Below are 11228 nucleotides of genomic sequence, written 5' to 3'. Positions count from 1 at the left end.
AGTTACGGCGGCCATAGCGACAGGGAAACGCCCGGTCCCATTCCGAACCCGGAAGCTAAGCCTGTCTGCGCCGATGGTACTGCACTCGACAGGGTGTGGGAGAGTAGGACACCGCCGAACACCCGTTCCGAAAGGGGACCCACTCGTTTGGGTCCCCTTTCGTGTTTTCATGAGAGGATTTTTCTGTGTCCGACGGCAACGGTGAACGTCGGTCCTTCAGGAGTGGAGGATCCACTCCGTGGTCGGGCCGCAAGAACGAGCGCGAGGAACGCGCCGACGACAGCCGCGGCGAGCGCGCACCCCGCGACCGCGACGAGCGTGGACGCGGCGACGACCGCCGGCAGAGTGGCTACGGATCCGCCGGACGTTCGTCCGGACGCGACGACCGTCCGCAGCGCGGTGACGATCGACGCCCCCCGCGTGGCGACGACCGGCGACCCCAACGAAGTGACGACCAGCGTTCCCAGCGTGGCGACGACCGCCGTTCCTTCCAGGGCGGAGACCGCCGGGATCGCGGCCGCGACGACGCTCGTTCCGGTCGCAGCGACCGTCCCTACCGCGAACGTTCCGGCAGCGACGACCGCCCACGCCGCAGCGATGATCGGCCCCGCCACAGCGATGATCGGCCCCGCCACAGCGATGATCGTTCCAGCCGCGGCGACGACCGTGGTCGGCAGTACGGTGACCGTCCCCGTCAGGGTTCGGACCGTCCCCGCGGTGAGCGCAGCTACGGTAACCGCGACGATCGTCGTGGTGGCGACCAGCGCGGAGGCAGTGACCAGCGGGGTGGTGGCGACCGGCGAGGCTATTCCGGCGACCGCCGTGGCCCCCAGACCGGCGACCGCCGTGGCGAGGGAGCACCCCGTCGTCGTGGCGGTGAAGGTGGATTCGGTCCGGGCCGCGGGCGCGAAGGCATCGCGCCGCAGCGTCGCGACGCACGTCCGGACGAGCCGGACATCCCTGAGGACGTCGAGGCGTCCGAGCTCGACCCGACGATCCGCCGTGATCTGCTGAGCCTGGACAAGTCGAACGCGAACTCCGTCGCCCGGCATCTGGTGATGGCCGGTCGCCTGCTCGACGACGATCCCCGTGCCGCGCTCACCCATGCTCGCGCCGCACGCCAGCGCGCCGGCCGCATCGCGGTCGTCCGCGAGGCCGCCGGTATCACCGCCTACCACGCCGGTGAGTGGGCGGAGGCGCTGTCCGAACTCCGCGCAGCACGTCGCATGTCCGGTGGTACCGGACTGCTCGCCGTCATGGCCGACTGCGAACGCGGTCTCGGTCGCCCCGAGAAAGCGCTCGAACTGGGTCGGAGCGAGGAAGCTCGCAAGCTGACCGGCGACGAAGCAACAGAGCTGCGGATCGTCCTCGCCGGTGCCCGCATGGATCTCGGTCAGTACGACCAGGCCGTCGTCACCCTGCAGACGCCCGATCTCGATCCGGAGCGGACCGGTACACCGGCGGCCCGTCTCTTCTACGCCTACGCCGACGCTCTCGTCGCCGCCGGGCGGACCGAAGAAGGCCTGCAGTGGTTCCTGCATTCCGCAGGCGCCGACATCGAAGGCGTCACCGATGCCGAGGAGCGGGTGGAGGAGCTCACCGGAGAGGCGCCGTGACCGACGGCACCGACCTCTCCGGCAGTACGGCTTCCGGCGACAGCCTGCGTCGGATCTACGACGTCCTGCTGCTCGACCTCGACGGCACGGTCTACCGGGGCGCCGAACCCGTCCCGGGTGCCCGCGAAGCGCTGGCCGCCGGTGACGACATCGTTCTGTACGTCACGAACAACGCGAGTCGCCGGCCCTCGGAAGTCGCTCTGCAACTGCGCGAACTCGGCTTCCCGGCCGACGACTCGTCGGTGGTGACGAGCTCGCAGTCCGCTGCGCGCCTGCTCGCCGAGCGGTTCCCGGCCGGTGTGCCCGTGCTCGTCGTCGGCACCGAGGCCCTGGCCGAGGAGGTGGCCGGTGTCGGCCTCACCCCGGTTCGGTCCGCGGACGCGCATCCGGTGGCGGTGGTGCAGGGGCATTCCCCGGATACCGGCTGGGCGATCCTGGCGGAGGCGACGCTCGCCGTCCGCGCAGGCGCCCTGTGGGTGGCCACCAACGTCGACTCGACCCTGCCGACCGAGCGCGGACTCGTCCTCGGCAACGGGTCGATGGTCGCGGCGGTGCGCAACGCCACCGGCGCGACCCCGATCGTGGCGGGCAAACCCGCAGCTCCGCTGCTCGAGGACGCGATCCGTCGCGGCGGTGCCCGTCGTCCTCTCGTCATCGGTGACCGGTTGGACACCGACATCGAAGGCGCCAACGCCGTCGGTGCGGATTCCCTGCTCGTGCTGACCGGGGTCAGCACCGTCGACGATCTGCTGCGGGCTCCGGCCGAGCAGCGCCCGACCTACGTCGCGTCCTCGCTCGCGAGCCTCGATGAGCCCGCCGACCGGCTTCGCGTCGCCCCGCACGACTCGTGGGAGGTCACGGTCGACGGAGGTGATCTTCACCTCGCCGCCGCGCAGTCGGCGGCCGATCCGATGGAGGCGTTGCGGGGTCTGCTCGACATCGCCTGGGCCAACCCCGGATTCGGGCAGGTTCGTCCGGTGGACGAGCGTGCGCGGTCCGTCGTGGACGCGTGGGCGGCGACGGTCTGATCCGCACCGGAGGGTGTGGCCCGGTCGCATCCATCGACTAGCGTGGACGGCGATGAGCACGCCGATTCCACGTCCGGGCGAACACCTTCCCGGCGCACGCCCCACCGTCGATCCCGCACACGTCCGCGAGGAGGTCGACGCGTTGCTGGCGCGTGTCCGCGAGGGCGCATCCGTCCCCGGTGCCGCAAGCACCGATCAGTCCGTGCTGCTCGAGCAGGCAGACCTGCTCGAACGAGCCCACGAGGTCCTCGTGCAGGCCTTGTCGACCGTGGACAAGATCTGACGTGGCACGCCGGGCACGCGTCGACGCGGAACTGGTACGGCGTGGTCTGGCGCGCTCACGCGAGCACGCCAGCGAACTGATCGCGGCAGGTCGGGTGCTGATCGCGGGCACGGTGGCCTCCAAGCCGGCGACCGCCGTCGAACCGAACACGCCGTTGATCGTCACCGAGGTGAGCGACGAGGTCTCCTGGGCGTCCCGCGGCGCCCACAAACTCCTCGGCGCCCTCGAGGCGTTCACGCCGCAGGGGCTGCAGGTGTCGGGGCGTCGCTGCCTCGACGCCGGCGCGTCGACCGGCGGTTTCACCGATGTGCTGCTGCACGAGGGTGCCGCGGAGGTCGTCGCGGTGGACGTCGGCTACGGCCAGCTGGTCTGGCGTCTGCAGTCCGACGAGCGTGTCCATGTGATCGATCGAACAAATGTGCGTAGCATCGACGCGGAGACGATCGGCGGGCGCGTCGACCTGGTGGTCGCGGATCTGTCGTTCATCTCGCTGAAGTTGGTGTTGCCGGCGTTCGTGGCCTGCGTCGCCCAGGGCGGCGACCTGCTGCCGATGGTCAAACCGCAGTTCGAGGTGGGCAAGGACCGGGTCGGCAGCGGCGGCGTGGTACGCGCCCCGGCGCTGCGCACCGAGGCGGTGCTCGACGTCGCGCGCGAAGCGCAGCGGCAGGGGCTGCGCACCCTCGGAGCGGTGGCGAGCCCGTTGCCCGGGCCGTCCGGGAACGTCGAGTACTTCCTGTGGCTGCGGGCCGGAGAGCCGGGGCCGGAGGAACTCGACCCGGCGGTGATCGAACTGATCGAGCGTGCGGTTCAGGAAGGACCACAGTGAGCGAAGAGACCGCCGCGGCCGACGCGGTGCGATCGGGCCGGGAGATCCTGCTGGTCTCCCATTCGGGGCGCGACGAGATCGCCGGCACCGCGCTGCGGGTCGCGAAGATCCTCGGTGAGGCCGGCATCGGTCTGCGCACCCTCGACGACGAGTCGGTGAGCAACGGACTCGGCGTCCTCGCCCTGCCGGGCAGTTTCATCAGCGTCGTCGAACCGGGGCCGGAGGCGGCCGCCGGATGCGAGATGGTGATCGTCCTCGGCGGCGACGGCAGTTTCCTGCGGGCGGCCGAACTCGCGCAGTACTCGGCGGTGCCCGTCCTCGGTATCAACCTCGGCCGCATCGGTTTCCTCGCCGAGTCCGAGGCCGAACACCTCGAGGAAGCGCTCATGCAGGTGGTGCGCCGCGAGTACCGCGTCGAACAGCGCATGACCCTCGACGTGACGGTGCGCATGGACGACGAGGTCCTCGACCGCGGGTGGGCGCTCAACGAGGCGAGTCTCGAGAACAAGTCGCGGCTCGGGGTCCTCGAGGTGGTGCTCGAGGTCGACGGCCGTCCCGTCTCGTCGTTCGGCTGCGACGGAGTTCTCGTCGCAACCCCGACGGGATCGACGGCCTACGCCTTCTCGGCCGGCGGACCGATCGTGTGGCCCGAACTCGAAGCGCTGCTGGTGATCCCGAGCAATGCACACGCTCTGTTCGCGCGCCCGCTGGTGACCAGCCCCGAGTCGATCATCGCCGTCGAGACCCTTGCGGGTGGCCACGACGGGGTGGTCTTCTGCGACGGTCGCCGCGTCATCGACGTCCCGGCCGGGGCCCGGCTCGAGGTGGTGCGAGGATGCGATCCGGTCCGGTGGGTGCGGCTGGATTCGGCGCCGTTCGCGGATCGGATGGTGCGCAAGTTCGAACTTCCGGTGAAGGGCTGGCGGGGAAGGAAACTCTGAGATGCTCGCAGAGATCCGGATCGACAACCTGGGTGTGATCTCCGAGGCGTACGCGCGCTTCCACGGGGGACTGACGGTGCTCACCGGCGAGACCGGTGCCGGCAAGACGATGGTCGTCACGAGCCTGCACCTGCTCTCCGGGGTGCGCGCCGACCCCTCCCGGGTGCGGGTCGGCGCCAACCGCGCCGTGGTCGAAGGCCGCTTCGAGATCGAACCGGCGCCCAGCCACATCGAACAGCAGATCGCCGAACTGCTCGAGTCCACCGGTGCCCAGCGCGACGAGGACGGCAGCATCATCGCCGTGCGCACCGTCGGCAGCGACGGCCGCTCCCGCGCCCACCTCGGCGGACGCAGCGTGCCGGTGGGGGTGCTGTCCGAGTTCACCGGGCCGCTGCTGACCGTGCACGGCCAGAACGACCAGCTGCGGCTGCTGCGTCCCGACGAGCAGCGCGCCGCACTCGACCGGTTCGGCGGCAAGACCGTCGCCGGTCTGCTCGACCGCTACCGCACCCGGCGGCGCCGCTGGCTCGAGGCCCGCGCCGAGCTGCAGGAACGCACCGAACGGTCGCGTGAGCTCGCGCAGGAGGCCGACCGCCTGCACTTCGGACTCGACGAGATCGACCGCGTCGCACCCGAACCGGGGGAGGACACCCGCATCGTCGACGAGGTGCGACGCCTGTCCGACCTCGACTCGCTGCGCGAGGCGGCCACCGTCGCGCACAACGCCCTCGCCGGTGACGACAGCGGCGACGCCGACGCGTACTCGGCGGCACTCGACCTGCTCGGCGAGGCCCGCGCCCGCCTCGAGGGCTGCGACGATCCCGCCCTGCGCGAGCTCGGCCCCCGCCTCGGCGAGGCGATCGCGGTGGTCACCGACGTCACCGGCGACATCTCCGGTTATCTGTCCGACCTGCCGTCCGACCCGAGCGCGCTCGAGACGCTGCTCAACCGGCAGGCGGAACTGAAGAACCTCACCCGCAAGTACGCCGCCGACATCGACGGCGTCCTCGAGTGGGCGCGCGAGGCCCGCGAACGCCTGTCCGGACTGGACGTCTCCGCGGAGGCGATCGACAAGCTCGCCGCCGAGGTCGACGCGGAGGCCGCCGCGACCGCGGAGGCCGCCACCGCCCTGTCGACGGCGCGGCACAAGGTCGCCGGCAAACTCGCGAAGGCCGTGAGCAAGGAACTGTCCGGCCTCGCGATGGGGCGCGCCGTGCTCGACGTGCACATCGCCGACCGCGCGGCGACCGCGAGCGACACCGCGCCGCTGCAGGTCGGCGACCGGCTCCTGCACGCCGGCGAATCCGGGATCGACGAAGTGGAGTTCCGGCTCGCCCCGCACAGCGACGCCCCGGCCCGCCCGCTCGCCCGCAGCGCGTCCGGCGGTGAGCTCTCCCGCGTCATGCTCGCCCTCGAAGTGGTGCTCGCCGGTTCCGAGCGCGGCGCGACGATGGTCTTCGACGAGGTCGACGCCGGGGTCGGCGGCCGCGCCGCCGTCGAGATCGGCCGGCGACTCGCGCGCCTGTCGCGCACCCACCAGGTCATCGTGGTCACGCACCTGCCGCAGGTCGCGGCGTTCGCCGACACCCATCTCGTCGTCGACAAGGTCGACGACCGCGCCGGGGTGATCAGCAGCGGGGTGCGCACCCTCAGCGAGGAGGAGAGGGTCACCGAACTGGCCCGCATGCTCGCCGGTCTCGACGACACCGAGACCGGGCGTGCGCACGCCGAGGAACTGCTGGCCGTCGCCCACGCCGAGCGCACCGGCTGACGTGCCCGGCGCGCCGGAGCGATGTTCACACGACTACCGGCGCGCCTCCACAACCTCACTCGTATACCGGCGCATCATCTCTTGCATGAAGATGCCGGCGCTGCTGTCCCGTAACAACGAAACGTTGCCCGGAGTGAGTGGCATTGCCCGGGTCGACAGGAACACCGCGAAACTGCTGCGCCGGATCGGTCCCGGCGACGTGGTCGTCCTCGATGCCATCGACCTCGATCGTGTCACCGCCGACGCGCTCGTCGAAGCGGGCGTCACCGCGGTGATCAACGCGTCCCCGTCGATCTCGGGCCGGTACCCGAATCTCGGTCCCGAGGTGATCGTCGCGCACGACATCGTGCTCGTCGACAACGTCGGCACCGAGGTCTTCAAGAAGATCAAGGACGGCGCGAAGGTCCGGGTGCACGAGGGCGGCGTGTATGCGGGGGAGAAACTGCTCATCGAGGGGGACGAGCAGACCGACATCGAGATCTCCGACCGCATGATCGAGGCGCGGACCGGGCTCGTCGACCACCTCGAGGCGTTCTCGGGCAACACCATCGAGTTCATCCGCTCGGAGAGCCCGTTGCTCATCGACGGCGTCGGCATCCCCGACATCGATCTGGACCTGCGCGACCGGCACGTCGTCGTCGTCTCCGACGGCCCCGGGCACGTGCAGGACCTCAAGGATCTCAAGCCGTTCATCAAGGAGTACTCGCCGATCCTGGTGGGTGTCGGCCCCGGCGCGGACGCCCTCTCCAAGGCGGGCTATCGCCCCGACCTGATCGTCGGCGACCCCGACGAGATCGGCACCTCGACCCTCAAGTCCGGCGCCGAAGTGGTGCTGCCCGCGGACCCGGACGGCCACGCCCCGGGTCTCGAGCGGATCCAGGATCTCGGCATCGGCGCGATGACCTTCCCCGCCGTCGGCACCCCCACGGACCTGGCGTTGCTGCTCGTCGAGCATCACGGCGCGGCGCTGGTGGTGACCGTCGGCAGCACTGTCTCGCTCGACGAGTTCTTCGACCATGGTCGCCGCGACACCAATCCGTCGGCGGTGATGACCCGTCTGAAGGTCGGACCGAAACTCGTCGACGCGAAGGCCGTGGCCACCCTCTACCGCAGTCGCGTCTCGGGCGGCGTGATCGCCCTGCTGGTCTTCGCGGCCCTCATCGCCGTGATTGCCGCGCTCGCCGTGTCCAATCTCGGTGGCGACGTCGTCGAACTCGCCCGCCAGTGGTGGGACTCCGCCGTCGAGTGGATTCGGGGTCTGCGCGCGTGATCTCGATGCGCCATCACGTCGTCTCCCTGGTGGCGGTGTTCCTCGGCCTGGCGGTCGGGATCGTGCTCGGCTCCGGGTTACTGGCCGACAGTGTCGTCTCCGGCCTGCGCGACGACAAGGCCGAGCTGCGCCGCGAGATCCAGGAGGCCGAGGACCACGGCAGCCGGCTCGAGGCCCAACTGCTCGCCGCCGACGGGTTCGACTCGACCATCGGCCCGCGGATCGTGCGCGACGAACTGCTCGACCGCACCGTCCTCCTCGTGACCACCCCGGACGCCGCCCCCGAGGACGTCGACGCCGTCGTCCGGTCCGTCGGTGACGCCGGCGGCCGGGTCACCGCCCGGATCGCGCTGACCGACTCGTTCGTCGACGCCTCCGGCACCGACCAGCTCCGCACGACCGTCACCAACGTCGTGCCCGCCGGGGTGGAACTGCAGACCGGCGCCGTCGACCCGGGCAGCCTCGCCGGGGATCTGCTCGGCGCGGTGCTGCTCGTCGACCCGGGCACCGGACAGCCGCGCAGCACCCCCGAGGAACGCGCCCTCGCCCTGACCACGCTGCGCAGCGGTGGTTTCATCACCTACGAGGACGGTCAGGTCGAACCGGCCCAGAGCGCCCTCGTCGTCACCGGCGACCACAGCGGAAACGCCGAACGCGCCGGCAACCGCGGGTCGCTCGTCGCGCGCTTCGCCGGGGTCGTCGACGGCCGCGGCGCCGGCGCGGTGCTCGCCGGCCGCACGGGGGCGGCGGAGGGCAACGGACCGATCGCCGTCGTACGGGCCGACGCCGCACTCGCCGCGGGCCTGTCCACGGTCGACAACCTCGACCGCGAATCGGGGCGCCTGACGACGGTTCTGGCGCTGCGCGAGCAGTACGACGGGGGCACCGGACGGTACGGGACGGGGCCGAGCGCCACCGCCGTCACCGTCGGCTCCCCGGCCCGCTGAGCGTCGCCGCCTGTGACGTCGATTGCACCGGGGGTCCGCAATCGCGAGTCGGGTACGCGCCCGCCCACGGAGGTGTTACCGTGAAGTTCCGTGGGTCGGCAGGCCCCAGCTGTATCGCATCAGTCCAAAAGTCCTGCACCTGACGTCACGGGAGCTTCTTTGCCACAGTCACGCCACTCGCGTACCCCTACCAAGCACATCTTCGTCAGCGGGGGCGTCGCGTCCTCTCTCGGCAAGGGGCTCACAGCGTCGAGCCTGGGCACTCTGCTCACCGCACGCGGCATGCGCGTGACGATGCAGAAGCTCGACCCGTACCTCAATGTCGACCCCGGCACGATGAATCCGTTCCAGCACGGTGAGGTCTTCGTCACTGAGGACGGCGCCGAGACCGACCTCGACGTGGGCCACTACGAGCGCTTCCTCGACCGCGACCTGTCCGCCGACGCGAACGTCACCACCGGCCAGGTGTACTCCACGGTCATCGCCAAGGAACGTCGCGGCGAATATCTCGGCGACACCGTGCAGGTCATCCCGCACATCACCGACGAGATCAAGCGCCGCATCCTCGCGATGGCCGCACCCGACGCCGAGGGCCAGACCCCGGACGTGGTGATCACCGAGATCGGTGGCACCGTCGGCGACATCGAGTCGCAGCCCTTCCTCGAGGCCGCCCGCCAGGTCCGCCACGAGGTCGGCCGCGACAACTGCTTCTTCCTGCACGTCTCGCTCGTGCCCTATCTCGGGCCGTCCGGTGAGCTGAAGACCAAGCCCACCCAGCACTCGGTGGCCGCACTGCGCAACATCGGTATCCAGCCCGACGCGCTCGTGCTGCGCTGCGACCGCGACGTGCCGGCCTCGCTCAAGGCGAAGATCTCGCTGATGTGCGACGTCGACGTCGCCGGCTGCATCTCCTGCCCCGACGCGCCGAGCATCTACGACATCCCGAAGGTGCTGCACAGCGAGGGACTCGACGCCTACGTCGTGCGCCAGCTCGGCCTGCCCTTCCGGGACGTCGACTGGACGGTGTGGGGCAACCTGCTCGAGCGGGTCCACAACCCCCGCGAGACCGTCGAGGTCGCGCTCGTCGGCAAGTACATCGACCTGCCCGATGCCTACCTGTCGGTCACCGAGGCGCTGCGCGCCGGCGGTTTCGCACACCACGCGAAGGTCAAGATCCGCTGGGTCGCCTCCGACGAGTGCGAGACCGAGGCCGGTGCCGAGAAGCACCTCGGTGACGTCGACGCCGTCCTGATCCCCGGCGGCTTCGGCATCCGCGGCATCGAGGGCAAGCTCGGCGCCATCCGTTTCGCCCGCACCCGCCGGATCCCGCTGCTCGGCCTGTGCCTGGGCCTGCAGTGCGTCGTCATCGAGGCCGCCCGGTCGGTCGGCATCGAGGACGCCTCGTCCACCGAGTTCGATCCCGACACCACCGCCCCGGTGATCTCCACGATGGCGGACCAGGAACAGGCGGTCGCCGGTGAGGCCGATCTCGGCGGCACCATGCGTCTCGGCGCCTACCCGGCCGCGCTGAAGAAGGGCTCGGTCGTGGCCAGGGCCTACGGCAGCGAGCAGGTCTCCGAACGGCACCGGCACCGCTACGAGGTCAACAACGCCTACCGCGACAAGATCGCCAAGTCCGGTCTGGTGTTCTCCGGAACCTCCCCGGACGGGCGACTCGTCGAGTTCGTCGAGTACCCGGCCGAGCAGCATCCGTTCTTCGTCGCCACCCAGGCGCACCCGGAACTCAAGAGCCGGCCCACCCGCCCGCACCCGCTGTTCTCCGGACTCGTCGCCGCTGCACTGCAGTACAAGGCGGCCGAGCGACTCCCGGTCAACATCCACGGCGAGGACAGCACCTCCGAGGAATCGGTCGGTTCGACCGCGTCGACGTCCACCGCCGACGACGCCGAGTAGTCGACATGGCGCAGCGACACGACTTCCGCACCCTGGACAGCCGGCGGATCTACACGGGCGCCATCGTGTCGCTGCGCGTCGACGACGTGGCGATGCCCGACGGGCACACCGCCGAACGCGAAGTGGTCGAACACCACGGCGCGGTCGCGGTGGTGGCCGTCGACGAGCAGGACCGGGTGGTGCTCGTGCACCAGTACCGGCACCCGCTCGGCCGGCGACTGTGGGAACTGCCCGCCGGCCTGCTCGACGCCCCCGGGGAGGATCCCCTCGACACCGCCCGCCGCGAACTCGCCGAGGAGACCGGGCTGGCCGCCGCCGACTGGGAACTCCTCGTCGACATCGCGCTCTCACCCGGATTCACCGACGAAGCGGTGCGCGTCTTCGCCGCCCGCGGCCTGAGCGAGGTCGACCGGCCCGAACCCGAGCACGAGGAGGCCGATCTCGAGGTCCGCCGCGTCCCGGTCGACGAGGCCGTGGCGATGGTGCTGCGCGGGGAGATCGTCAACGCCACCGCGGTGTCCGGTCTCCTCGCGTTCGCGACCGCCCGCGCGACGGGCACCGCGACCCGCGCACCGGACGCGCCGTGGCCGGACCGGCCCACCACCTTCGCCCGCACGCGCGCGGAGGGGTGA

Annotated in this window: 9 protein-coding genes, 1 rRNA gene and 1 pseudogene; all 11 read left to right on the top strand. The window is 70.9% G+C overall.

What is annotated here, in order from left to right:
• The first annotated feature begins 3 nt into the window (after positions 1 to 3).
• The 11 genes and pseudogenes from rrf to ACWPOC_RS19125 all read left to right on the top strand — a co-directional run bounded on the left by rrf (position 4) and on the right by ACWPOC_RS19125 (position 11228).
• Positions 4 to 120, top strand: a 5S ribosomal RNA gene (gene rrf, locus ACWPOC_RS19175).
• 593 nt (positions 121 to 713) lie between these two features.
• Positions 714 to 1616, top strand: a pseudogene (locus tag ACWPOC_RS19170) (tetratricopeptide repeat protein); the annotation flags it as partial.
• Complete coding sequence (locus ACWPOC_RS19165; RefSeq protein ID WP_455409177.1) at positions 1613 to 2644, top strand: HAD-IIA family hydrolase; 1032 nt, start codon at positions 1613 to 1615, stop codon at positions 2642 to 2644. The pseudogene ACWPOC_RS19170 and the gene ACWPOC_RS19165, both read left to right, overlap by 4 nt.
• 52 nt (positions 2645 to 2696) lie before the next feature.
• Complete coding sequence (locus tag ACWPOC_RS19160) at positions 2697 to 2927, top strand: hypothetical protein (protein ID WP_120282992.1); 231 nt, start codon at positions 2697 to 2699, stop codon at positions 2925 to 2927.
• Between the two features lies 1 nt (position 2928).
• The gene (locus tag ACWPOC_RS19155; protein WP_455409176.1) at positions 2929 to 3753 is read left to right on the top strand and encodes a TlyA family RNA methyltransferase; all 825 of its coding nucleotides are present in this window, start codon (positions 2929 to 2931) and stop codon (positions 3751 to 3753) included.
• On the top strand, positions 3750 to 4694 hold the full coding sequence (locus ACWPOC_RS19150; RefSeq protein ID WP_120282988.1) for an NAD kinase: 945 nt from the start codon (positions 3750 to 3752) through the stop codon (positions 4692 to 4694). The genes ACWPOC_RS19155 and ACWPOC_RS19150 overlap by 4 nt, the downstream gene beginning before the upstream one ends.
• Position 4695: 1 nt before the next feature.
• A complete protein-coding gene (gene recN / locus ACWPOC_RS19145; RefSeq protein WP_230791736.1) occupies positions 4696 to 6465 on the top strand; it encodes a DNA repair protein RecN in 1770 nt (589 codons plus the stop codon).
• A gap of 85 nt (positions 6466 to 6550) precedes the next feature.
• On the top strand, positions 6551 to 7735 hold the full coding sequence (gene steA / locus ACWPOC_RS19140; protein ID WP_060653002.1) for a putative cytokinetic ring protein SteA: 1185 nt from the start codon (positions 6551 to 6553) through the stop codon (positions 7733 to 7735).
• Positions 7732 to 8682: a copper transporter gene (locus ACWPOC_RS19135; protein ID WP_120282984.1), complete on the top strand. Its 951-nt coding sequence runs from the start codon at positions 7732 to 7734 to the stop codon at positions 8680 to 8682. Before steA ends, ACWPOC_RS19135 begins: the two co-directional genes overlap by 4 nt.
• A 159-nt stretch (positions 8683 to 8841) precedes the next feature.
• Complete coding sequence (locus tag ACWPOC_RS19130) at positions 8842 to 10596, top strand: CTP synthase (protein ID WP_455409175.1); 1755 nt, start codon at positions 8842 to 8844, stop codon at positions 10594 to 10596.
• Between the two features lie 5 nt (positions 10597 to 10601).
• Positions 10602 to 11228, top strand: coding sequence for an NUDIX domain-containing protein (locus ACWPOC_RS19125; protein WP_088899581.1), 627 nt, complete (start codon positions 10602 to 10604; stop codon positions 11226 to 11228).

It is taken from the genome of Rhodococcus sp. 5G237, from assembly GCF_053764735.1.
This window is presented reverse-complemented; position numbering and strand designations above follow the sequence as displayed.

Bases quoted from the DNA above. Each gene is read 5' to 3' on its own strand.
- ACWPOC_RS19160 (WP_120282992.1), top strand. From the start codon at position 2,697: ATGAGCACGCCGATTCCACGTCCGGGCGAACACCTTCCCGGCGCACGC.
- recN (WP_230791736.1), top strand. From the start codon at position 4,696: ATGCTCGCAGAGATCCGGATCGACAACCTGGGTGTGATCTCCGAGGCG.
- steA (WP_060653002.1), top strand. From the start codon at position 6,551: ATGAAGATGCCGGCGCTGCTGTCCCGTAACAACGAAACGTTGCCCGGA.
- ACWPOC_RS19125 (WP_088899581.1), top strand. From the start codon at position 10,602: ATGGCGCAGCGACACGACTTCCGCACCCTGGACAGCCGGCGGATCTAC.